Origin of the sequence: Streptomyces sp. (assembly GCF_031178505.1) — a bacterium.
Lineage (GTDB): Bacteria > Actinomycetota > Actinomycetes > Streptomycetales > Streptomycetaceae > Streptomyces > Streptomyces gulbargensis.
Genome location: NZ_JAPSIW010000037.1, coordinates 1 through 20,263 on the forward strand (window position 1 = coordinate 1; position 20,263 = coordinate 20,263).

Sequence of the window (20,263 nt, forward strand, 5' to 3'; positions counted from 1 at the left end):
GGGCGTCCCGGTTACGGGGGGCGTGCGGGAGCGCGTGGAAACGGTGTGCGCGCCACCCTGGTCAGAGGGGTCACCGCCGGGGGAACGGTCCCGGCCGGCGCCGGTTCACCAGCCGCGCTCGCGCCACATGCAGCCCAGTCGGGGCGAGTGGGCCCTCGTCACTGGCTGATACCCGCCTTCCTGGTTCCCGGGCGCCGCCATCCTGGGCGTCCGGGAACCAGGAAGGGACGGGGATGGACTTCGAGTTCACGTGCTGGCGGTGCTGACGGAGTGCGTCGTCTACGGCAAGCCCACCGGCTTCTGGACGGAGCGCTACAACCTCCCCACCGAGTGGGAGTGCTGGAACTGCGGCGCCATCAACATCACGCCGGAGGACTGACCTCCCCACCGCCCACCAGGCCCGGACCGGACACGGTCCGGGCCTTTCTGCTGCCCCGACGCCCCCGAGGAGGGCCCCCATGGACACCACCGCCCCGGCGCCCGCCCCGGCCGCCGTCACCCCCCGGCCCCGGACGGTCCTCGACCTGGACGCCCGCATGGCCGCCGTGGAGGCGGAGATGACCGCCCGTCTGCAACTCGCCGGCCTCGCCCTGGACGTCGACACCGCGCACCCCTCCGCGCCGCTCGACCTGGCCGACGTCATCACCGGCCCCGTGACGCTCCCGGAGCCCGAGGAGGACCCGTACGGCACCCCGGCCGCCGCGACGCTTCAGCGGGCCGCACGCCGCCTCCGGACGGGCGGCTGGTGCCAGGGCCGCACCGTGGACGCGGACGGCGCCCGCTGCCTGTACGGCGCGGTGCACGCCGAGGCCCCGAGCAGCAGCGCCGAGGGCGACGCCCTGGCCGTCCTCCTGGACGCCATCCGCCGGCGCTTCCCCGGCACGGACACGATCCCGGAGGCCAACGACCACCGGCTGACCGGCTGGCAGGCCGCCGTCCGCATCCTCGGCGAGGCCGCCGCCCTGGCCGACGCACGCGGCCTGTGACCCGCGCGGCGGAAACTTCCCCGACCGCGCCCACCGACCCGCCCCACCCCAACCGATCACCCGCCACCAGGAGGAACCGATGACGACCGACGAACACGCCCGCTGGCAGGGCCTGGAGGTCCGCCGCCCCGGCGACGTCCCCGCCGCTACGCCCCTCGCCTGGCAGGTCGAGAAGCACACCGCCCACAACGACCGGCTGATGAACTGCGCGCTGCCCGCTGACTTCGGCCTCGGGGAACAATGGAACAGCCGTTGGCGCTAAGGGATGATCTTGCCCGCGCCTAGCACAGTGATCCACTCGGCTGCTGGGGTTCGGTGAAAGATCGTATGAGCGGTGTGGCGTGGGGCTACCGTCCGCCCGCGTGCCGGTGGAATTTCTGACTGATGAGCAGGCCGCAGCGTATGGACGGTTCGTGGAGGAGCCGACCCGTCCGGAGCTGGAGCGGTTCTGCCCTGAGCATCATCCCCAGGCACGGAATCGCCAGATCACCTCCGCAGGAGGGGCACTCAAGTCAACCCACTTGAGACCACAAGTGGCGGTGACCCGGTGAAGAAGGGGGCGAACGGAACGAGCACCTTGCCCTCTGGGTCGCTGCTGTCGGACGACGGTAGGGCGAGCGAGATCACGAGGTACGAATCCGGCGCCCCCGTCGGGTGGAGGTACCACTCCGTACAGCCCTCGCCCCTGTAGCGTGCCGTCCCGGCGTCAATCTGGTTGTCGAGCACCCTCACCTTCAGGGGTAGAAGCCCCTCCTGGTAAGGGGCGTTGGGGTCCATCGCCGCCAGAAACTGGCCCGTCCCTACGTTCTGGACACTCACGACGTCGACGGTGACCTTCTTTCCCGCCTCCGTCACCTCCCTCTGTCCCGTCACCGCCACGCGCCACATCTGGTTATCAGAGTCACTGAAAGACGCCAGATGCACCGTCACGTCAGGGAATTGAGGCTCCATGCGCTTCCCGTCCTCCCACCGGGTGATCGAGAACTTGGCGTTCTTGTCCAGCTGAGCCACTGCGGTCTCCTCAAGGTCATACGTGCACGACCACGCGTAGCTGCCCACCGCACCGACCGCCCACACACAAGAGCAACAGCACGCCACCCGACAGGACGACCGCACACCAGCGCGCCGGCGCCCACCCACGCACCGGGCCGCGTCACCCACCGTTGACCTAAGACAAGTGATCTTGACCGATTGCCGAGAGATCTTGACGGCCCTGCCCCTGCCGCTCACGGCCGCCGACCGGTTGTGTCGACGGCGTCTGGACGAAGTGGCGTCAAACCGGACAAGGTGAAGCCGTACCGAGGCCGGTACCCGCACCTGCCCTGACCGGTCAAAGTCATCTGGCAAATGGTCAAGATCACTTGTCAGAGGACAGTGAGGCCGCCGCGCTGGGCTGCGATCGTGACGTCCAGCCGTCACAAATCGACGGTCTACCAGCGAGTATGACGCCTCCACGTCACGCTACTGGGGCCCCGACTCCGGCAAGATCATCCTTAGCGCCAACCGCTGTTCCATTGTTCCCCGAGGCCGGACTTCCCGTACGACGTGGAGCGCGGGACCGCCGCTGACGCCCTGGCCGTCATCGCACTGCGGGAGTCCATCCGCCGCGACGTCGAGCACGGGCGCGCCGTCCACGTACGGGAGGCCCTGGAGCTGGGCGCCTCCTGGGAGGACGTCGCGGCCGCGATCGTCATCTAGGGTTGGAGGCCGCTATGCGCAGGTCAGACCGGGTGCCTCGACGTCAGGCACGTTAGGCAAGTGAGACTTCGGGAGCGGTTCGATCGAACCGCTCCCGAGATGGACGTTCAAAGCTCGGCACCGTGTCCAGGAAGTGTTTCGGTCGAAGCGCTTCCTGGACCCCCGTTCAGCGAGGGCGGACCGGTACCCCGCTGGGCTTAGATCGCCGCCACGCGACTGTCCGGGCTGGAAGCCCTGATCTCGCTCAGCTAGCTCACGGTGCCGCCGACGCTCTTGAGGACGAATCCGACTTCGCTGATGAGGGGCTTGAGGGTGGCGCCGGCGGGCTTGAGGACGGGGGTGAGGGTGCCGTCTGCGCCGCGGACGAGGCCCACGACGCTGCCGTTGACGCCTTCGACGATGTGGGCGAAGGGGCCGTCGGGCGCGGCTGCTGCGGTGGTGGTGGTGAGCATGAGGAGTGCTCCGGTCCCGAGGAGGACGGTAGCGATACGGCGCATGGGTGGGCCTTTCATGTGTGGCGGATGAGTCGCTGAGTATGCCCGAGCCGTTGCGTGGAGATGTGCTGTGTCACCCGTACGTGGACTTCGGTTCGCCCGAACCAAAGTCGGGGTGCCGGTGTCGAGGTAACGAACATGCCGTACGTGCCTGAACGACCCGGAGGTATCTGTCGGGCACGGGCCCCGGAAACCACTTGTCTCACATGCCTGAAGCTCATTTCTCACCCGAGATAACGCTGGACGTCGACGTGGACGAGGCGCGCATCCTGCTGCGCACCTGGGCCGCCGGGCAGCGGAACATGTGGCTGCGCCACGAGGAGGAGGGCGTCCACCCGTTCGGCCTGGACGCCGAGCAGCACGCCGCCGTGCTCGCCCTCTGCGAGCGGCGCGACGAGGCGCCGGCCCCGGCCGCGGCTCCCGCCACGGAGCCGGTGAAGGAGTCGACCCGGCGCTACGCCGAGGAGCTGCGCGAGACGCCTGGGAAGGCGTCCGCCGACGGACACACTGGATGGGAGTGCACCGCCGGGGCCTCGCTCATCGCCGACGCCACGACGCCCGGCCCCGGCCGCCTCGGCACCATGCACGCCGCGATCTACACGTGCCCCGAGCACCGGGCCGCCGCCGAGGAGCGGATCACGGGCGCCGGGTACAACGCGGAGACCCGCGACGCCCCTCCGGGACACCGCTGGGACCCCTGGCCGTGCGGCCACCTGACGGCCTACAAGGCCGAGGCCCTGGCCGCCCTCGGCAACACCACGGCGGAGGCGCAGCGATGACCCCCGACCAGTGGGCGACGATCGGCCGCCTGGTCGGCTGGCTCGACACGGCGAACGGCACCAGCGAGCAGGAACGGGCGATGCGCCTGATCAAGCTGACGGAGGAGGCAGGAGAGGTCAGTCAGGCGTACGTCGGCATGGTCGGGCAGAACCCGCGCAAGGGCGTGACGCACACGGCGGCCGACGTCGCCGACGAGCTGTGCGACGTCATCGTGACGGCCGCCGTGGCTCTGCACTCCTTCACCGACGACCCGGCCGGCACCCTCGCCGCCAAGCTGGAGACGATCGCCGTGCGGAGCCTCACCACCGCCCGGACCTGAACGACCCGCACCACCCCGGGCCCCCGGCCGCCCCCTCCGACGAGGGGCGCGGCCGGGGGCCTCTTTCGCGTTTCCGGCCTCGGGGAATTGAGTGCACAGATCACTTCTGGAGTTGGAGGATCGACCACCCTGCGGGCAGGGTGAGCCGCTGGCCGATACGCAGGTAGTCGACCTGGTACGCGCGGTCGCACCCGGGCGTGGAGTAGGTCCACCACACCCCGCTGGTCCGGTTGACGAAGGTGACGTCACCCTTCGCCGGGTCGCTGGACACGCACGTGCCCTGCGCGGGGTCGGTGTACGTCGTCGTCTGTCCGGCCTGCGTCATGTAGAGCGGGCCGGTGGCCGCGTTCGCGGACGTCGTCAGCCCGACGGTGAGAAGGCAGGCGGCGGCCAGTGTTCCGGCCGACGTAAGGATCTTGCGCATGGCTCCCTTTCGTGATCCGGCGCGTGATCGCGCCTGCCGAGGACGGTAGGGCTGCCGGCGTCACTCGAAAGCGGGCGTTCCCCCATGCGGCGGCGGCGCTTTGGTGCACTGCGGAGCGCGCAGGCGGCATGTCGTGCGCACCGCGTACTTGGAAGGCCGCTCCATCGCCGCCCTCGCCACTGATCACTGCCGATGGGCTACCCTCCCGCCCCGCGTCCGAGTTAAACCGAGAACGACCCAAGGAGCACCAGATGACCGACTCCGAGGAGTGGCTGACCTGTGGCCAGGTCGCCGCCCACTTCCAGGTGACCGACCGCACCGTGCGCCGCTGGATCGCCGCCGACCCCACGATGCGCGTGAAGCGGCTGGGCCCGACCGGGCGCAGCATCCGCGTGCACCGCTCCGAGCTCGACCGCGACCGCGCGGCCTCCTCCTGGCCGACCACCAGGCGCCGGCCCTCGCCGCCGCCTCGCACTGACCCGCTGGTTTTGGGCCGGGGTTCCTCCTCCACGCACCGAGGACGCCCATGCCTGCCCTCCAGCAGCTCCCCGCCGCCGGGGCCGTCGTAGACACCTGGCGCGCGCTCCTCACCGGCCCGTGGCGCCGGGAGATGCCTCTCCGGCTCCGGCACTCCCGGTTCCTCGTCGTGCTGTACGTCGCCTCCGGCCTGGCCGACACCAACGGCCGGATACCCGACGCCCCGGACGCCGGGACGCTGACGGCCCGCCTGGCCCGTTCCTGCGGCACCCGCCCGGAGACCGTCGCCCGCATCCTCGCCGCGGCCGCGAAGGCCGGCGCCCTCACCGAGCACGCCCCGGGCCGCTACGCCCTCACCACAACCGCCGTCCCCGACTGGACGGCCGCCCTCGCCCACCTCGACCAGGGATAGACCCATGACGACCACGCCCACGCCCCGCTGCCTCGACCGCCTCCGCTGCTGGCTGTGCGGCATCCCCGGGGAGCTGCCGCCCCTCGGCACGTTCCGCAGCGACGTCCACGTCAGCGGCCACCTGTGCCCGTCCTGCTGGGACCGGCAGCCGCGCGGCCGCGCCACCTGAACCCGCGCCGCCTCCGCCCTGTACGTCGCCCTCGACCTCCCCCGGGCCTGGCACCACACCGGCTACCGCACGAGATGGCTCCAGACGGCCGCCCAGCACCACGGCGTCACGGCCTGGCACGACGTCCCGAGGGACACCCCGGCGCCCGACGAGCCGTTCGGCTGGCTCACCGCCGACGTCCTGGAGGCCGCGGCCGCCGACCTCCAGGCCCGCGAGGAGGAGTTCCAGCGCTCGCTCATCCCGCCGACCACCCGCCGCCCGTAGCCCGACACCACGGCGGCCGCGACGCACGCTCCGCGCGGCCGCCGGCCTCTCCCAGGAAGGACCCGCCCATGCTCGGTCCACCGCCCCCCGTCGGCTCCGACGAGGAGACCCGCCTCCGGTACGTCGCCTCCGCTTGGCTGGAGCGCGCCCGGGTCGTCGCCCTCCTCGTCGCCGCCGGGTCCATCAGCTACCGCAGCGTCGCCCGGACGATGAGCACCACACCCGAGAGAGTCCACCAGTGGGCCAGGATCGGCGCCGCCTCCTGGCAGCAGACAGGGGACGCCCCGGAGGACCTGGTGGACGCCCTCGCATCCCTCCCGCCCCTGGAGCCCGTCCGCCGGCGAACGCCCACCGAACCTGACCGAACCCTGACCAACACCTGACACCCGGGGCCACGTTCTTCCCCCGTTGCCAGGGGCGGCGCTCCGCCGCAGGTCAGGCCCCGATACACCCCGCCCCGGAACGTAGCCCCGAGTGCTCAGCACCCGCCCCCGGCAGCCCCCTGACCAGCAGCGACCCGTACAGGACCGCTACGAACAGGGACACATCGGCAACCCCGGACCCTGGCGTAGCGCTACGCTCCGCCGCTGGTCAGGACCGGTCCCGCCCGATACACCCCGCTCAACCCTGGAAAGGCCACCGATGCCCAGCCGCGTCGTCACCACCCGTGTCCCGCCGCCCCTCCACGACCAGCTCCAGGCCCTCGCCGACCGGCGCGGCCGCAGCCTCGCCGCCACGGCCGCCGAACTCCTCGCCGCCGCCGTCGCGGACGACCCCGGCGCAGCGAAGGCCGCCCAGGACGGCCCCCTGGTCGCGGCCGTCCTCGCCCTCCTCCAGGACGTCACCGACCCGGCCGCCGTGATGCACCGGGAACTCGCCCTCGCCCTGGCCCGGTCCGTCGAGCGGAAGGAGCCCGGGTACCTCGGGGCGGTGGGCTCCCTCCGTAAGGCCGTGGACGCCTGCCAGGCCGCACAGAGGACCGCCGACCTCCCGGAGGGCACGGACCCCCTCACGGCCCTGCTGTTCGCCAACGGCTTCTGACCCGCCGTCCCACAAGACCGGCCGTCCGGCCCGACCTCCTCGCCTCGCCGGACGAGGACGACCAGCGCGACCCGCCGCGCCATCACACCGGCCGCACGCGCCAGGGGTTGAACCGGGTCGCGGAAGGGTTGAACGTCCGGTCCGCCCGGCGGGACAGGACGCCTCCGGGTCGGCGCGCTGCCCGTCCTCCTGGCCGTCGCGCTCGACCGGCAGCGGCCGCCGGCCTCCCCTCGGGCGCAGGTCGGGAGGAGGCCGCCGACGTGTCCGAAGAAGTACATCCGCGTACGTCGTGGCCCCTCACGTCCCGTTGCAACTCACGATAAGTCGACGGCTGGGAGCCGGACAACAACGCCCTGGCGGGTCTCCTGTGACCGGGCAGGCCGTCGGCCTCACTCCGCCCAGTCCTAGGAAGCAGCCGTCACCCTCGCCTCAGTCCTGATGTGGGCGTGACATTCGAAGAGGTCCTGTGACTCACAGTTGCCTGAGAGGGACGGCTTGGGCCATGCGGTGGTAGCCCGCGTCGTTAGGGTGGACGTGGTCGCCACTGTCGTAGGCGGGACGCAGGGTGTTGGGCCGGTTGGGGTTGGCCAGGACGCGGTCGAAATCGGCCAGGGCGTCGTAGCCGCTGCCGGTGCCGGCGGTGCGACGGATCCACTGGTTGAGCTGCGTGCGGATGGCCTCGTTGGTCCCGATGCAGCTGCAGGGCGGAAGGGTGGCGCCGACGGCTTTCAGGCCCCGCTCGTGAGCCCATTTGATCAGGTAGCGGTGGCCGTCGATCAGCCGCTGGGCGGTGATCCTGGGCGCGCCCTGGGCGCACTGAGTGGACTGTCCTTGTTGGCGGATGTCGTTGATGCCTACGAGCACGATCACAGTCCGTGTGCCGGGCTGGAGGACGACGTCCCGCCGGAAGCGTGCCGTGGCCGATTCGCCGCCGCAGGGGGACTTGGTCAGCAGCCGGTTGGAGCTGATGCCGACATTGAGGACAGGGCGCGGGGTCCCGTTGTTGATCAGGCGTTCGGCGAGCTGGTCGGGGTAGCGGTTGTCCGCGTTGCGGGTCGAGCCGAATCCGTCGGTGAGGGAGTCGCCCAGGGCCACGATGCCGTTGCGTGGCTGTGCCTGGGCACCTCGAACGTCGATCCGGGTGAGGTAGTACCAGTTCCGTGCGGTTCGTGTGTACGCTCCGCCGCCGGGGTCGACGCGGTGGTCGCCCTCAGCCCGGTAGCTGGTGGCCATGGCCTGGCTGTGGTAGGTCGCCGGTCCGGTGCGTTGGGCGAAGTACAAGGTGACGGTCAGCTTCTCCTTCGCCGTGGTGCTCATGCGCAGCGGGTCGCTGTCCAGTTCCCTGCCTGCGGGGATCTGCGCCCACTGCCGGCTGGAGAAGGTGAGGTTGCGCTGGGATCCACGTTTGACGGCTGCGCCGGTCGAGGTGCGGGCGATGGTGGCGCCGGTCAGCCGCAGGGGCGTGGTGCCGTACAGGTTGGACAGCCGTACCCGCACCATCGTGCCGCCCACAGTGAGCCGGACGACTTGGCGCACCGACTGGTTGGCGAAGCCCTGGCGCGCCCAGCCGGGAACGTTCGGGTTAAGTGGCTGTTGAGCGGCGGCCCAGCTGCCCCGCCAGAACACCGCAGGAGCAGCGCTGGGACGTTCCGCGGCGATGGAGGGGGCACGGTCGGGCATCGGTGTCGCTGCCGCTGGTGAAAGCGGTCCGACGGCCACGGTGCTTACTGCCGCTGCGCCCGCCAGGAACAACGCCAGGATTCTCGTCGCTCTCAGTCTCATGCGTCACATTCCTTCGATCGAGGTGTGCGGGCTGGGGCGGTGCGAGGCAACTTGATGGACCGCTGCGGAGATTCGCCGCGTCTCACAGCTACGTCAGGGCATCCGGAGGCCGCTGGCGGCGTCGGCTGGCATAGGAAGCCGGTACGAAGGGATGTGCTCCAGGCTTGCGAATGTCGCTGTGAGGTGTCAGAAGGCGGCGTTCTCGCGTGACCACGCGTGCCACTCGTTCCACACGGAGTGGGTCTTCGCGCGGTTCCACTGGTGGTTCTTGGCGCGGGCGTAGCCGTTTCGGCGGTCGACGGTGATGAGGTAGCCCCACAGGTCGGTGCGTGTGGCTCCCTTGTAGGTGAAGGGGAAATTGAAGAAGTGGCCGTGCCAGTGGTTCTGCTTGACGAGCAGCTTGTGCAGGGCGCGGACGGTGTTGTAGTTCCACCGGGGCTGGTTGTCGAGGGCGGACATGCTGAAGATGCCGTCGCCGATATCGCCCCAGAACACCACGTGGGTGTGGTTGGGGAACTGGGCGCGGTGTCCGTGCAGGTAGCGTTCGAGGTCGGCCACGCCCATCGTGGTGCGCAGGAAGCGGATCTGCTCGTCCACCGTCTTCTTCGCCTCGTAGCCGACGTTGGTCAGCCACTGGTTGTTCAACCGCCCGAGCCGGCAGATGGCTTCGGGGTGGCTGATCATGTGCTTGTAGAGGAAGGCGAAGCGGCCGGTCTGCGCGCGCATCTGCTGCAGCCACGTGGTGCCGCCGTTGTGGATCCCCTTGAAGTACGGCCCCATGCCCGCGCCGGGGACCATCAGGGTGTGAGCTTTGAGCCAGTTGCCGGTGCGGGCGTTGATGCCCCGGGCGATGTACAGAGCGCGGTTGCGGACCTCGGCGCAGTTGTTCAGGTTCGTCTCCACGGGCATCACGCCCTGCAGTGAGCCGGCGATCCCTTCACGCTTGGCGCGCTGGATGAGGGCGCTCATGTCGGCGATGAACTCGTCCGCCCCCGGATGCCGGTTGTAGGCACCCCAGGAACGGTCGCTGCGCTGCAGCCACTGCCGCTTCCACAGGTAGACCTTCATGCCGCGGCGGTTGAGCTCGCCCAGCACCTTGATGATCTCGTCGTTGCGCTGCTTCTTCGTGGTGCCTCGGGGCAGATCGCCCATGTTCGCGACACGCAGCACCACCGTCTTGAAGTCGTTGTTGAACAGCGACGCGACCGCGGTGCGGTAGGACAGGCCCTGGGTGTCGAACCGGACGCCGAACGTGTCGAAGTTGTCACCCGGCTGCGCCGGGCGGCGTACGGTGCGCCACTTGATACCGCGGATGCTGTCGGGGTTCTGCGACACCGGCGCGGCCAGGGGCGCGGCCCCGGCAACCTCGACGCCCAGCGTGCCGCCGGCCACCGCCGCACCGGCCACGGAGATTCCGATTCCCAGAAAACGACGCCTTGACGTTGCCATAACGGCCCCCTTGAACAGTCCGGTCGTGCAACCGGTGTACCGGCGGCTATACAACGGCGGTGTGCCTTTGCCCGCAGGATCACCCGTATGGCTGTACCGCTTCGCCACGGCAATCTCGCACTGCGCAGACGTCACGCAGCAGCGCTCAGCCACTGCCAAACGCGCGCCCCGCACGCTCGAAACGCAACGACGCGCTGCCCGCTGTTCGGGGACGGCCCGCTCCCGGACGGCGCATCAGCCTTACGGTCAGGCAGGTGCCACAACGCGGCGCCAGATGATCACGAGGAGTTATCGCATGCGCAGGGTTCCCACCTCGGTGGGAGCACTGGCCGTCGCCCGCCTGCTCACCGCCGGGCTGACCACGTCGGCCAGCGCGGCAACCGGATAGCTGTACGCCACGCAGGGCGGCCAGGCGACGGTCTACTACAACCCACCCGCTCGGGGCTGCATCAAGGGCGATCCCACCCAGGGCGACGTCACCTTCACCAATAGGACGGACATCCCCGCCTCTTTGACCGACGCCTCGTGCATGCGCCTCATCGAGGGTCCGGGAGATCCCTACCTGCGCAGGGGCCAGGCCCGCACCTTGCCCGCCGACGCCTCGGTGAGGCTGCCCAACTGACGGCGTATCACGACACCATGATCCACTAGCCGCCAGCAGCGACCTCTTGAAGACGCTGCCTAGCACACCGCTCCCAGTGCAGAGGGCCCGCCGACCTGCCGGTCGTGCGGGCCTTTCACTATCCCAGTAGTGGCTGCGGCCGTCCTTGCTGGAGTCACCGACCGAGGGGCCGAAGAGAAGGGCGCGACGGCCGCAGGGTGCGGCCTGACGTCGAGCTTGCGGAGCACAGGCCAGGGTCGACGCGGGAGAGGCTACGGGCTCCGCCTGGTCCTTAAGGACACACAGCGTGCGGGTGCGGTTACCAGCCTCGTGCTCGCCACTCGGCGAGGTTGGGGCGCTCCGTGCCGAGAGTGGTGTCCTTGCCGTGGCCCGGGTATACCCACGTCTCATCGGGCAGGACGTCGAACAGCTTGGCCTCTAGGCCGTTCATCAGGCGGTCGAACTCGTCTGGCTGTGTTGTCCGTCCAGGACCGCCCGGGAAGAGGCAGTCGCCGGTGAAGACGTGGGGGTGGCCGTGCGGGTCGTCGTAGATCAGGACGATCGAACCCGGCGTGTGTCCGACGACCCGGCGGGCGGTGAGCTCGACCCGGCCGACCCGGATCGTGTCGCCGTCCTCCACGGGCACGTCGGTCGTGACGGGGATGCCCTCCGCGTCGTACGCCCCCGCGTACGTCCGGGCGCCGGTCGCGGCCACCACCTCGGCCAGGGCCTGCCAGTGGTCGCCGTGCCGGTGGGTGGTGACGACACCGGCGACGCCGTCGTCGCCGATCAGGGTGAGGAGGGTGTGGGGCTCGTTCGCCGCGTCGATCAGCAGCTGCTCACCGGTCGCCCGGCAGCGCAGCAGGTACGCGTTGTTGTCCATCGGGCCGACCGCGACCTTGGAGATCATCAGCTCCGACAGCTCGTGCACGTCGGCGGGCCCGCCGACCTTCACCGCTCCGCTGTACGTCATGGGCTCAGCGTAATCCGGCCCCGCGCGTCATGAGGTGCGGGCCGGCACCGCCGCGGGCGGTGCCGGAACCCGGCCGCCCTGCCTACAGCGGCGGCAGCGAGGGCAGGGCGCCGCCCTCGGTCTTCAGGGCCGAGCCGTCGCGGCGTCCGGCGAGCCAGCCGAGCAGGTCGGCGGCCGGGCCGGACACCGTGACGGCCTCCTCGTCCCCGCCCCGGCTCCGGCCGGTCGTCCAGGTGCGGCCGTCGTCGGCGCGCAGGACGGCCGGAGGCACGCTCTCCAGGCCGGCGAAGCGGTCGGCGAGGAAGGCGATCTCCCGGTCCGTGAACTCCTCGGGAAGGTCCTCCAGCTCGTAACCGGCGCCCAGGTCGACGTGGTGCAGGGCCACCTCCACCCAGCGGCGGAAGGGCAGCCGCGAGGCGCTGTCGGTCACCCCGTTGCGCAGCTCGACCGTACGGCTCCAGTCGGCGGGCTCGGCCGCCACGGCCTGGAAGCGGTCGGCGGTCCCGCGCAGGTCGGCGAGCTGCGCGTCGAGGGGCCGCCCGGCGTCCCGCTCGATGTCGGCGTCGCGCGCCTCGGCGCTCGCGTACATGGGCAGCCCCCGGAGGACGTTCACCAGGGCGTCGGCGTTCCGGGAGAGGTGGGCGAGGACGTGGCCGCGGCTCCAGCCGGGAAGCCGTGACGGCTCGGCGACGGCCGCGTTGTCCCAGGAGGCGGCGTCGTTCAGCAGCCGCTCGGTCGCCTCGCGCACGGAGGCCAGGTCACGCTCATGATCGATCATGGCGCCGACCCTAGCGCCGACCACTCGTTCGGGTGAAGCGCTCGCCGGCCGTCCGGAAATCGAATGTGCGTGCTATAAGCTCGCTGGAAGCATCAGGCATCCTTGGTTGTTGGGTGTTCAGGCACATCCGCTCTCTCAAGAAAGGTGCGGACCGGCGTGGCCGACCGTCTCATCGTCCGTGGCGCGCGCGAGCACAACCTCAAGAACGTCTCGCTCGACCTCCCGCGCGACTCCCTCATCGTCTTCACCGGACTCTCGGGGTCGGGCAAGTCCTCCCTCGCCTTCGACACGATCTTCGCCGAGGGACAGCGTCGTTACGTCGAGTCCCTCTCCTCGTACGCACGGCAGTTCCTCGGCCAGATGGACAAGCCGGACGTGGACTTCATCGAGGGTCTCTCGCCCGCCGTCTCCATCGACCAGAAGTCGACCTCGCGCAACCCGCGCTCCACGGTCGGCACCATCACCGAGGTCTACGACTACCTCCGGCTGCTTTTCGCGCGCATCGGCAAGCCGCACTGTCCCGAGTGCCGCCGCCCGATCTCGCGCCAGTCGCCGCAGGCCATCGTGGACAGGGTCCTGGAGCTGCCCGAGGGCAGCCGCTTCCAGGTGCTCTCGCCGCTCGTCCGCGAGCGCAAGGGCGAGTTCGTGGACCTCTTCGCCGACCTCCAGACCAAGGGCTACAGCCGGGCCCGGGTCGACGGGGTGACCGTGCAGCTCAGCGAGCCGCCGGTGCTGAAGAAGCAGGAGAAGCACACGATCGAGGTGGTCGTCGACCGCCTCACCGTGAAGGACGGCGCCAAGCGCCGGCTCACCGACTCCGTGGAGACCGCCCTCGGCCTCTCCGGCGGCATGGTCGTGCTCGACTTCGTCGACCTCCCCGAGGACGACCCCGAGCGCGAGCGGATGTACTCGGAGCACCTCTACTGCCCGTACGACGACCTCTCCTTCGAGGAGCTGGAGCCGCGCTCCTTCTCCTTCAACTCGCCCTTCGGCGCGTGCCCCGACTGCACCGGCATCGGCACCCGCATGGAGGTCGACCCGGAGCTGATCGTCCCCGACGAGGAGAAGTCCCTCGACGAGGGCGCCATCCACCCCTGGTCGCACGGCCACACCAAGGAGTACTTCGGCCGGCTCATCGGCGGTCTCGCCCAGGCGCTCGGCTTCCGCACGGACATCCCGTACGCGGGGCTGCCGCAGCGGGCCAAGAAGGCCCTGATGTACGGCCACAAGACGCAGGTCGAGGTCCGCTACCGCAACCGGTACGGCCGCGAGCGGGCGTACACCACCCCCGCCTTCGAGGGCGCCGTCTCGTTCGTCAAGCGGCGCCACAGCGAGGCCGAGAGCGACTCCAGCCGCGAGCGGTTCGAGGGCTACATGCGCGAGGTGCCCTGCCCCACCTGTGAGGGCACCCGCCTCAAGCCGATCGTCCTCGCGGTCACCGTCATGGACAAGTCCATCGCCGAGGTCTCCGCGATGTCCATCAGCGACTGCGCCGAGTTCCTCTCCCGCCTCACGCTGAGCGCGCGCGACAAGAAGATCGCCGAGCGCGTCCTCAAGGAGGTCAACGAGCGGCTCCGCTTCCTGGTGGACGTCGGCCTCGACTACCTCTCGCTCAACCGCGCCGCGGGCACGCTCTCCGGTGGCGAGGCCCAGCGCATCCGGCTCGCCACCCAGATCGGTTCCGGCCTGGTCGGCGTGCTGTACGTGCTGGACGAGCCGTCCATCGGTCTGCACCAGCGGGACAACCACCGGCTCATCGAGACCCTCGTCCGGCTGCGGGACATGGGCAACACGCTCATCGTGGTCGAGCACGACGAGGACACGATCAAGGTCGCCGACTGGGTCGTGGACATCGGCCCGGGCGCCGGTGAGCACGGCGGCAAGGTCGTCCACTCCGGTCCTCTGAAGGAGCTCCTCGCCAACGAGGAGTCGATGACCGGGCAGTACCTGTCCGGCCGCAGGGCGATCGCCACCCCGGAGACCCGCCGTCCCGTCGACCCCGGCCGCGCGCTCACCGTGCACGGCGCCCGGGAGAACAACCTGCGGGACATCGACGTCTCCTTCCCGCTCGGCGTCCTCACCGCCGTCACCGGTGTTTCCGGCTCCGGCAAGTCGACCCTGGTCAACGACATCCTCTACACCCACCTGGCCCGTGAGCTGAACGGCGCCAAGTCGGTACCCGGACGCCACACCCGGGTGGACGGCGACGACCTGGTCGACAAGGTGGTGCACGTCGACCAGTCCCCGATCGGCCGCACTCCCCGGTCGAACCCGGCCACCTACACCGGTGTCTTCGACCACGTCCGCAAGCTGTTCGCGGAGACGATGGAGGCCAAGGTCCGCGGCTACCTGCCCGGCCGGTTCTCCTTCAACGTCAAGGGCGGCCGCTGCGAGAACTGCTCCGGCGACGGCACGATCAAGATCGAGATGAACTTCCTGCCGGACGTCTACGTCCCGTGCGAGGTCTGCCACGGCGCCCGGTACAACCGGGAGACCCTGGAGGTCCACTACAAGGGCAAGTCCATCGCCGAGGTCCTGGACATGCCGATCGAGGAAGCCCTCGACTTCTTCGAGGCCGTCCCGACGATCGCCCGCCACCTGCGCACGCTCAACGAGGTCGGTCTCGGGTACGTGCGGCTCGGGCAGTCGGCGCCGACGCTCTCCGGCGGTGAGGCGCAGCGCGTGAAGCTCGCCTCCGAGCTCCAGAAGCGTTCGACCGGCCGCACGGTCTACGTCCTGGACGAGCCGACCACCGGTCTGCACTTCGAGGACATCTCGAAGCTGATCAAGGTGCTGTCCGGCCTGGTCGACAAGGGCAACTCGGTGATCGTCATCGAGCACAACCTCGATGTCATCAAGACCGCCGACTGGGTCATCGACATGGGCCCCGAGGGGGGCAGCGGCGGCGGCGTGGTCGTCGCCGAGGGCACCCCCGAGGACGTCGCCTCCGTGCCCGCGAGCCACACGGGCAAGTTCCTCCGCGAGATCCTCGGCCCGGACCGGATCAGCGACGCCACCGGGGCCGTCCCGGCGGCGCGCGGAGCGAAGAAGACCGCGGCGAAGAAGGCCCCCGCCAAGAAGTCGGCGGCCCCGGCGAAGAAGACCGCCGCGAAGTCGGCGGCCACCGCCAGGAAGACGGCGAAGGCCACGACGGGCAGGGCCGCCAAGGCCTGACCCCACCCGCCGGACCACCACGGCCGCGGACCCCGGACCGACCCGGGGGCCGCGGCCGTGGTGCACCCGGGCCGGCCCGCCGGGGGAGCGGACCGCCGCCCCCTCAGCCCCGCAGCTCGTGCGCGTACGGCGGTTCCGCGCCGGGGCGGGCGCAGGTGACGGCCGCCGCCCTCGCCGCGAACGTCAGCAGGTCCCGCCACTCCTCCGCCGAAAGGGCTTCCGGCCTCCGGTCGCCCAGACCGTGCAGCAGGGCCGCGTTCACCGTGTCCCCGGCGCCGATCGTGTCCGCGATCCGCACCGGCACCCCCGGCACCGACACCTCGAACCCCTCCGTGACCACCGTCAGGCCGGCGGCGCCCCGCGTCACGACCACCGCGGCCGGCCCGCGCGCCCGCCACGCGGCGGGGGAGCCGCCCAGCCAGGCCGCGTCCTCCTCGGAGAGCTTCAGGAGCGAGACGTACGGCAGCCAGCCCGCGAAACGGTGCCGGTACGCCTCCGGGTCCGGGATCAGGCCGGGCCGCACGTTCGGGTCCAGCAGCGTCAGTACGCCCCGCCCGGCCTCGCGCCGCAGCAGCGCCTCGTACGCGCTCGCTCCCGGCTCCAGGACCAGGGAGCAGGTGCCGAGGCACAGCGCCCGCGCCTCCGCCGGGAGCGGCCCGGGCAGCTCGAACAGCCGGTCCGCCGTCCCCTCCACGTAGAAGCCGTACCGGGCCGAGCCGTCCGGCCCCACCGTCGCCACCGCGAGCGAGGTCGGCTCCGGCCCCCGCCGCACCAGCCCCGTCGCCACCCCGGCCGCCGCGAGGCCTCCCATCAGGAGCTCGCCGAAGGCGTCCGTCGACACCCGGGAGCAGAAGGCCACGGGGGCGCCCAGCCGCCCCAGGGCGACGGCCGTGTTGTACGGCCCGCCGCCCGGGCGGGGGAGCAGCGGGGACAGCGCGGACACGGGCCCGGCCGCCTTGTCGGGGACCAGGTCGATCAGGGACTCACCGGCGACGACGATCACGCACCGGAACGTAACCCATGTCCGGCCGCCACGACAGGCCCGCCCGAAAGCACACGAATCCGCGCCGGTATCGTCGGAGCCGACACCTCCGTACCGCCAGCCCCGTGGAGCGCTCATGTCCGGCCAGTCCACCCGCCGCACCGTCCTGAAAGGTGCCGCGCTCGCCGGTGCCGCCGGGCTGGGAGTCGCCGCCTGCTCCACCGAGTCCAAGCTCGGCCACGCCACCGTCCCGACCCCGACCGCCCCGGTCGACCTCGGCGCCCCGGACGCCGTGCCCGTCGGAGGCGCCAAGCTCTACCGCGAGCAGCGGCTCCTGGTGAGCTGCCCGGCCAAGGGCCGGTACAAGGCGTTCAGCGCCCAGTGCACCCACGCCGGCTGCGTCCTGGACAAGATCCAGGACAACGAGGGCAACTGCCCCTGCCACGGCAGCCGCTTCGACGTCACGACCGGCAAGGCGCTCAAGGGCCCCGCCACCGTCCCGCTCCCCGAGGTCCCGGTCCGCGTCGAGAACGGCAAGCTGATCGCCGGCCCCGAGGCCTGACCCCGGCCCGACCGGCCCCCGGCCGCCGGTCCGCTGCCCGACCGGCCCCCGGCCCCCCGTCGCACGTCCGTCCCCGGACCACCCGCCGCACGTCCGAGCACCGCGCATCGCCGCCCGGCCCCCCACCCCGCGCCGCGCGGCCCGTCCCGGTGTCACGCCCAGTCCCAGTCGATCCCCAGGAGCCCGGGACGCACGCCCTGCTCCGCGAGGTGCACCGTGCGGTGGGGTCCGTGCAGGGTCAGCTCGGCCCGGCCGCCCCGCGGCGCCCCCGCCGACGCCTGCGCGAACCGGCGGCACCGCACCGGCAGCGCGGCCTCGTCGAACCGCACCTGGAGCACGTACTGCCCCGCCGCGAAGGTGAACCCGCGGACGTACTCCCCGCTCGGCCCCGCCGTACCGTCGTCGAAGCCGTACGCGAACAGATGCGTGTCACCGGCCCGCAGCCGCGCGTCGAACAGCAGCTCCGCCACCAGCACACCCGTCTCCGCGTGCCACCGCACCCGCCCCGCGCGGCAGTTCTCCACCGCCCGCACCACCACCCGCGACGGATCGCAGCCCGGGTCGCCGTGGTGCACGGCCACGTACCGGTCCACCCCGTCCCGGTGCGCCCGCACCACCTGCTGGGTGTCCCGCCCGAGCAGCTGCCGCGCCGCCCCGATCCGTACCCGGTCGATCTGCCCCACCGTGTGCAGCCCGCCGTCCGCAGGCGACTCCAGCTCGGCCAGCAGCCGCTCGACCGTGCCGGAGGCCTCCACCAGCGAGCGGTACGAGCGGGCCGCCGGCCGTTCCACCTCGGCGCGGCCGCCGGCGTCCGCCGACAGCAGCCGCAGCAGCGAGTTGCCCGGCAGCTGGAGCACCTCCTCCAGGGCCGCGACCGCCTTCAGGGACTCGGGCCGCCGCGGCCGCCGGGCCCCCTGCTGCCAGTAACTCAGCGAGGTCACGCCGACCTTGACGCCCCGGTGGGCCAGATGGTGCTGGACCCGCTGGAGCGGCAGACCGCGTACGGCCAGTGCGGTGCGCAGGGCCAGATGGAAGGGGCCGGTGTGCAGCAGCTGCACCAGATCGGCCTCGGTGTGGCTCACGAGGGCTCCTCCGTGAACGTTCACTCCTGAGGGCGGCCCACCGCGCCGGGGGCGGCGGGTGGGCAGGTGGGGCGCGGCGCCCGTTCACAGGCGGGTCACACCGTTCACAGCCCGTTGTCATCCCGCATTGAAGCGTGTTGACCGGATCCGGACAACGCCCGATGCTCCTCACCAGCGTCCGGACGCGCTCCTCCACACCCCCCACTCCATCCCCACCCCCCACCCCGGGAGGAACGCGATGCGCAGAAGAAGGCTGTCCCTCGTGGCGCCGGCCGCCGCCGCTGCGGCACTCTTCCTCGTCCCCACCGCCACCCCGGCGACCGCCGCCCCCCAGGCCGCGGTCGCCTCGGCCCCCGCCCACGTCACCGCCGCCGCCCCGGGCGGTGAGGACGTCTCCGCCTTCGCCGCCAAGCGGCTGAACATCACCATGCAGGCCCAGCAGAAGACCAACTGGTGCTGGGCCGCCGGGGGCAACACCATCGCCGCCTGGTTCGGCCGCTCGTACAGCCAGAACCAGTTCTGCAACGCCGCCTTCAACCGGCAGCAGGGCTACGACTGCCCCAACTGGCAGGCCACCCTCGGCAACGTCCAGACCGGACTGCGCTGGGCCGGCATCAACCCCGGCTCGTACGTCGACGGCTGGCTGCGCTACTCGACCGTGCAGACCGAGATCAACGCGGGCCGGCCCGTCGAGACCCGCATCCAGTGGGCGAGCGGCGGCGGACACATGCACGTCGTGTACGGCTACGACGACACCGACAGCTGGGTGTACTGGGGCGACCCCTGGCCCTCCAGCGACCGCTACAACTGGGCCTCCCACGCCTGGTACGTGAACAACAACTCCTTCTCCTGGACCCACTCGCTCTACCGGATAGGGGCGTGAGGACGATGAAGAGAACGACGCGAACGACGACGGCCGCGCTCACCGTCCGGGCCGGGGCCGCGGGCCTCGTGGCCGCCGCCGCGCTGGTCGCCCTGGGCGCGCCGCCCGCATCCGCCGGCGCTCCGCCGTCCGCCCCGACGCCCGAGGCGGCCGCCGCCGCGCCCGCCACCCTCGGCACCCTCGCCCGGTTCTTCGCCCGCGACGCGGCCCCGGCGGCCGCCGCGTCCGCGGCCGCCGCCGCGGCGCCCCGGATCGACGGCGCCTCCGTCCCGGTGCGGATCCTCTCCCCGGACTTCGTCGCCGGACGGCCCGGGGCGCCGGTGGCGCGGGAGGAGTACCGGGCGAGCCGCGCCGTCGCCGCCGACGGCCGGAAAGCCGCCCTGTGGACGGTCCGCGGCGCGGACGGCTGGCAGGTGGTGAACATCGCCACCGGCGACGACGAGGTCCGGTACGCCGGGCGCGGCGGGCGCCTGCTCCCCGGCGGCCTCGTCTTCCGCGAGCCGCAGATCGACGCCTGGTACGTCCAGAAGGGCACGAAGGTGCTCCCGCTGGACGAGGACGCGACCCGGGCCGTCGGCAGCGCCGGGACCAGCCTCGCCGCCTACCGGGACCGGGTGGTGCGCGCGTACGGCGACAAGCTCCCCGGCTCGGCCTACGCGAGGAAGGGCGCGGCCGGCGGATACGCGGCCGGCACGGGCCCGGCGGCGGACGCCCCGGCCACGGCCGCGGAGCACGCCGGGTCCGGTGGCGTCCCCGTCACCGCCGTCACCGCCGCCTCCGCGGCGGCCGGGGCGGGAGCGGTCCTCGCGCCCGCTCAGCCCTCCGCGCGGGGCCCGGGGCCCCCACCCCCGGGCCCGGGCCGGGCCCCCGGCCCCCGCCGGGGGCGCTCCCGGCGGAGGCCGGGCTGTCGGTGGCCGCCAGTAGGGTGGGGAG

Annotated in this window: 24 protein-coding genes; 15 read left to right on the forward strand and 9 right to left on the reverse strand. The window is 71.7% G+C overall.

Annotated features, from left to right (window positions below):
* Window positions 1–250: 250 nt before the first annotated feature.
* The 3 genes from RIF68_RS05440 to RIF68_RS05450 all read left to right on the forward strand — a co-directional run bounded on the left by RIF68_RS05440 (window position 251) and on the right by RIF68_RS05450 (window position 1,248).
* On the forward strand, window positions 251–379 hold the full coding sequence (locus tag RIF68_RS05440; RefSeq protein WP_309049975.1) for a hypothetical protein: 129 nt from the start codon (window positions 251–253) through the stop codon (window positions 377–379).
* Between the two features lie 79 nt (window positions 380–458).
* Complete coding sequence (locus tag RIF68_RS05445; protein ID WP_309049976.1) at window positions 459–986, forward strand: hypothetical protein; 528 nt, start codon at window positions 459–461, stop codon at window positions 984–986.
* A gap of 79 nt (window positions 987–1,065) precedes the next feature.
* A complete protein-coding gene (locus RIF68_RS05450; protein WP_309049977.1) occupies window positions 1,066–1,248 on the forward strand; it encodes a hypothetical protein in 183 nt (60 codons plus the stop codon).
* A gap of 245 nt (window positions 1,249–1,493) precedes the next feature.
* Here RIF68_RS05450 and RIF68_RS05455 read toward each other — a convergent pair whose 3' ends face one another.
* Complete coding sequence (locus tag RIF68_RS05455; RefSeq protein WP_309049978.1) at window positions 1,494–1,997, reverse strand: hypothetical protein; 504 nt, start codon at window positions 1,995–1,997, stop codon at window positions 1,494–1,496.
* Between the two features lie 534 nt (window positions 1,998–2,531).
* On the opposite strand from RIF68_RS05455, the gene RIF68_RS05460 reads away from it, so the two are divergent.
* A complete protein-coding gene (locus RIF68_RS05460) occupies window positions 2,532–2,684 on the forward strand; it encodes a hypothetical protein (protein ID WP_309049979.1) in 153 nt (50 codons plus the stop codon).
* Window positions 2,685–2,932: 248 nt separating this feature from the next.
* Here the strand turns inward: RIF68_RS05460 and RIF68_RS05465 are convergent, their stop codons facing one another.
* Window positions 2,933–3,181, reverse strand: coding sequence for a hypothetical protein (locus RIF68_RS05465; protein ID WP_309049980.1), 249 nt, complete (start codon window positions 3,179–3,181; stop codon window positions 2,933–2,935).
* Between the two features lie 203 nt (window positions 3,182–3,384).
* On the opposite strand from RIF68_RS05465, the gene RIF68_RS05470 reads away from it, so the two are divergent.
* Both RIF68_RS05470 and RIF68_RS05475 read left to right on the forward strand, forming a co-directional pair.
* Complete coding sequence (locus tag RIF68_RS05470) at window positions 3,385–3,957, forward strand: hypothetical protein (RefSeq protein ID WP_309049981.1); 573 nt, start codon at window positions 3,385–3,387, stop codon at window positions 3,955–3,957.
* Complete coding sequence (locus RIF68_RS05475; protein ID WP_309049982.1) at window positions 3,954–4,277, forward strand: MazG-like family protein; 324 nt, start codon at window positions 3,954–3,956, stop codon at window positions 4,275–4,277. Before RIF68_RS05470 ends, RIF68_RS05475 begins: the two co-directional genes overlap by 4 nt.
* 100 nt (window positions 4,278–4,377) lie before the next feature.
* On the opposite strand, the gene RIF68_RS05480 is transcribed toward RIF68_RS05475, so the two are convergent.
* Window positions 4,378–4,701 carry a hypothetical protein gene (locus RIF68_RS05480; protein ID WP_309049983.1) on the reverse strand — a complete coding sequence of 108 codons (324 nt, stop codon included), beginning with the start codon at window positions 4,699–4,701 and terminating at the stop codon, window positions 4,378–4,380.
* A 251-nt stretch (window positions 4,702–4,952) separates the two neighbouring features.
* Here RIF68_RS05480 and RIF68_RS05485 point away from each other — a divergent pair, with 251 nt between their 5' ends.
* The 5 genes from RIF68_RS05485 to RIF68_RS05505 all read left to right on the forward strand — a co-directional run bounded on the left by RIF68_RS05485 (window position 4,953) and on the right by RIF68_RS05505 (window position 7,064).
* Window positions 4,953–5,270, forward strand: a complete 318-nt coding sequence (locus RIF68_RS05485; RefSeq protein WP_309049984.1) for a helix-turn-helix domain-containing protein — start codon at window positions 4,953–4,955, stop codon at window positions 5,268–5,270.
* Window positions 5,228–5,590: a hypothetical protein gene (locus tag RIF68_RS05490; protein WP_309049985.1), complete on the forward strand. Its 363-nt coding sequence runs from the start codon at window positions 5,228–5,230 to the stop codon at window positions 5,588–5,590. The genes RIF68_RS05485 and RIF68_RS05490 overlap by 43 nt, the downstream gene beginning before the upstream one ends.
* Window positions 5,591–5,594: 4 nt before the next feature.
* Complete coding sequence (locus tag RIF68_RS05495) at window positions 5,595–5,759, forward strand: hypothetical protein (protein WP_309049986.1); 165 nt, start codon at window positions 5,595–5,597, stop codon at window positions 5,757–5,759.
* A 332-nt stretch (window positions 5,760–6,091) separates the two neighbouring features.
* Window positions 6,092–6,406, forward strand: coding sequence for a hypothetical protein (locus RIF68_RS05500; RefSeq protein ID WP_309049987.1), 315 nt, complete (start codon window positions 6,092–6,094; stop codon window positions 6,404–6,406).
* A gap of 259 nt (window positions 6,407–6,665) precedes the next feature.
* Entirely contained in the window at window positions 6,666–7,064 is a 399-nt protein-coding gene (locus RIF68_RS05505; protein WP_309049988.1) for a hypothetical protein, read from the forward strand.
* Window positions 7,065–7,535: 471 nt separating this feature from the next.
* Here the strand turns inward: RIF68_RS05505 and RIF68_RS05510 are convergent, their stop codons facing one another.
* The 4 genes from RIF68_RS05510 to RIF68_RS05525 form a co-directional block, all read right to left on the reverse strand.
* A complete protein-coding gene (locus RIF68_RS05510) occupies window positions 7,536–8,744 on the reverse strand; it encodes an SGNH/GDSL hydrolase family protein (protein WP_309049989.1) in 1,209 nt (402 codons plus the stop codon).
* A gap of 288 nt (window positions 8,745–9,032) precedes the next feature.
* A complete protein-coding gene (locus RIF68_RS05515; RefSeq protein WP_309049990.1) occupies window positions 9,033–10,253 on the reverse strand; it encodes a hypothetical protein in 1,221 nt (406 codons plus the stop codon).
* Window positions 10,254–11,215: 962 nt separating this feature from the next.
* Window positions 11,216–11,869: an MBL fold metallo-hydrolase gene (locus RIF68_RS05520; RefSeq protein WP_309049991.1), complete on the reverse strand. Its 654-nt coding sequence runs from the start codon at window positions 11,867–11,869 to the stop codon at window positions 11,216–11,218.
* Between the two features lie 82 nt (window positions 11,870–11,951).
* On the reverse strand, window positions 11,952–12,647 hold the full coding sequence (locus RIF68_RS05525) for a maleylpyruvate isomerase family mycothiol-dependent enzyme (protein WP_309049992.1): 696 nt from the start codon (window positions 12,645–12,647) through the stop codon (window positions 11,952–11,954).
* A gap of 156 nt (window positions 12,648–12,803) precedes the next feature.
* Here RIF68_RS05525 and uvrA point away from each other — a divergent pair, with 156 nt between their 5' ends.
* Window positions 12,804–15,821, forward strand: coding sequence for an excinuclease ABC subunit UvrA (uvrA, locus tag RIF68_RS05530; RefSeq protein WP_309049993.1), 3,018 nt, complete (start codon window positions 12,804–12,806; stop codon window positions 15,819–15,821).
* Window positions 15,822–15,924: 103 nt separating this feature from the next.
* Here uvrA and RIF68_RS05535 read toward each other — a convergent pair whose 3' ends face one another.
* Window positions 15,925–16,824 (reverse strand): carbohydrate kinase, encoded by a 900-nt coding sequence (locus RIF68_RS05535; protein ID WP_309049994.1) that lies wholly within the window; start codon window positions 16,822–16,824, stop codon window positions 15,925–15,927.
* Window positions 16,825–16,939: 115 nt separating this feature from the next.
* Between RIF68_RS05535 and RIF68_RS05540 the strand changes: the two genes are divergently transcribed.
* On the forward strand, window positions 16,940–17,365 hold the full coding sequence (locus tag RIF68_RS05540; RefSeq protein WP_309049995.1) for a Rieske (2Fe-2S) protein: 426 nt from the start codon (window positions 16,940–16,942) through the stop codon (window positions 17,363–17,365).
* A 152-nt stretch (window positions 17,366–17,517) separates the two neighbouring features.
* On the opposite strand, the gene RIF68_RS05545 is transcribed toward RIF68_RS05540, so the two are convergent.
* Window positions 17,518–18,447 carry a hypothetical protein gene (locus tag RIF68_RS05545; protein ID WP_309049996.1) on the reverse strand — a complete coding sequence of 310 codons (930 nt, stop codon included), beginning with the start codon at window positions 18,445–18,447 and terminating at the stop codon, window positions 17,518–17,520.
* 238 nt (window positions 18,448–18,685) lie between these two features.
* Here RIF68_RS05545 and RIF68_RS05550 point away from each other — a divergent pair, with 238 nt between their 5' ends.
* Together RIF68_RS05550 and RIF68_RS05555 are read left to right on the forward strand one after the other, a co-directional pair.
* Window positions 18,686–19,330 (forward strand): papain-like cysteine protease family protein, encoded by a 645-nt coding sequence (locus RIF68_RS05550; RefSeq protein ID WP_309049997.1) that lies wholly within the window; start codon window positions 18,686–18,688, stop codon window positions 19,328–19,330.
* 5 nt (window positions 19,331–19,335) lie between these two features.
* Window positions 19,336–20,263 (forward strand): hypothetical protein (locus tag RIF68_RS05555; RefSeq protein WP_309049998.1); only part of this gene is annotated, 928 nt, incomplete at its 3' end.

Bases quoted from the DNA above. Each gene is read 5' to 3' on its own strand.
- RIF68_RS05495 (WP_309049986.1), top strand. From the start codon at position 5,595: ATGACGACCACGCCCACGCCCCGCTGCCTCGACCGCCTCCGCTGCTGG.
- RIF68_RS05480 (WP_309049983.1), bottom strand. From the start codon at position 4,701: ATGCGCAAGATCCTTACGTCGGCCGGAACACTGGCCGCCGCCTGCCTT.
- RIF68_RS05450 (WP_309049977.1), top strand. From the start codon at position 1,066: ATGACGACCGACGAACACGCCCGCTGGCAGGGCCTGGAGGTCCGCCGC.
- RIF68_RS05465 (WP_309049980.1), bottom strand. From the start codon at position 3,181: ATGCGCCGTATCGCTACCGTCCTCCTCGGGACCGGAGCACTCCTCATG.
- RIF68_RS05505 (WP_309049988.1), top strand. From the start codon at position 6,666: ATGCCCAGCCGCGTCGTCACCACCCGTGTCCCGCCGCCCCTCCACGAC.
- RIF68_RS05520 (WP_309049991.1), bottom strand. From the start codon at position 11,869: ATGACGTACAGCGGAGCGGTGAAGGTCGGCGGGCCCGCCGACGTGCAC.
- RIF68_RS05475 (WP_309049982.1), top strand. From the start codon at position 3,954: ATGACCCCCGACCAGTGGGCGACGATCGGCCGCCTGGTCGGCTGGCTC.
- RIF68_RS05500 (WP_309049987.1), top strand. From the start codon at position 6,092: ATGCTCGGTCCACCGCCCCCCGTCGGCTCCGACGAGGAGACCCGCCTC.
- RIF68_RS05470 (WP_309049981.1), top strand. From the start codon at position 3,385: ATGCCTGAAGCTCATTTCTCACCCGAGATAACGCTGGACGTCGACGTG.
- RIF68_RS05540 (WP_309049995.1), top strand. From the start codon at position 16,940: ATGTCCGGCCAGTCCACCCGCCGCACCGTCCTGAAAGGTGCCGCGCTC.
- RIF68_RS05525 (WP_309049992.1), bottom strand. From the start codon at position 12,647: ATGATCGATCATGAGCGTGACCTGGCCTCCGTGCGCGAGGCGACCGAG.
- RIF68_RS05490 (WP_309049985.1), top strand. From the start codon at position 5,228: ATGCCTGCCCTCCAGCAGCTCCCCGCCGCCGGGGCCGTCGTAGACACC.
- RIF68_RS05510 (WP_309049989.1), bottom strand. From the start codon at position 8,744: ATGCCCGACCGTGCCCCCTCCATCGCCGCGGAACGTCCCAGCGCTGCT.
- RIF68_RS05550 (WP_309049997.1), top strand. From the start codon at position 18,686: ATGCGCAGAAGAAGGCTGTCCCTCGTGGCGCCGGCCGCCGCCGCTGCG.
- RIF68_RS05485 (WP_309049984.1), top strand. From the start codon at position 4,953: ATGACCGACTCCGAGGAGTGGCTGACCTGTGGCCAGGTCGCCGCCCAC.
- RIF68_RS05445 (WP_309049976.1), top strand. From the start codon at position 459: ATGGACACCACCGCCCCGGCGCCCGCCCCGGCCGCCGTCACCCCCCGG.